Source organism: Bacillota bacterium (assembly GCA_024655925.1).
Lineage (GTDB): Bacteria > Bacillota > DTU025 > DTU025 > JANLFS01 > JANLFS01.
The window spans coordinates 27,091-27,480 of record JANLFS010000035.1; the positions used below are offsets into that span (position 1 = coordinate 27,091).

Genomic DNA, 390 nt, shown 5'->3' on the forward strand with positions numbered 1-390 from the left:
GCCCCACACATGGTTGGGATAGTTCAGCCGAGCTCCCCGTAGTAAGTAGGGATACACCCTGTGCTCGCTGCTGCGCTTGCTCAAATTGGGGCCGGGGCGAATACCCTCGATCCCCATCTCCCGCACTCTCTAGCCCCCTAATGCGGGTGGAGGAAGAGGCTCAATGAAGTCTATACTGGAGTAGGGGGTTGATGAGGTTGCAGCGGAACAGGTATTCGGAGGAGTTCAAGGAGCAGATCGCGCGGGAGTGTCAGCAGGTCGGCAACATAGCCGTAGTGGCTCGGCGTCATGAGATCTCGGCGAAGACAGCTGCCAACTGGGTCAGGGGAGCCAAGGCGAGAGGGTCGGCGAGCCCCCTTCCGAAAGACAAGGATGGGAGGCTCAAGGAAC

At 59.7% G+C, this 390-nt stretch carries 1 protein-coding gene and 1 pseudogene; one reads left to right on the forward strand and one right to left on the reverse strand.

The window, feature by feature from the left end; genetic code table 11:
- A pseudogene (locus NUW23_07220) lies at positions 1–126 on the reverse strand (IS3 family transposase).
- Between the two features lie 65 nt (positions 127–191).
- On the opposite strand from NUW23_07220, the gene NUW23_07225 reads away from it, so the two are divergent.
- Positions 192–390: transposase (locus tag NUW23_07225; GenBank protein ID MCR4425968.1), on the forward strand; the 199-nt coding region annotated here is incomplete at its 3' end.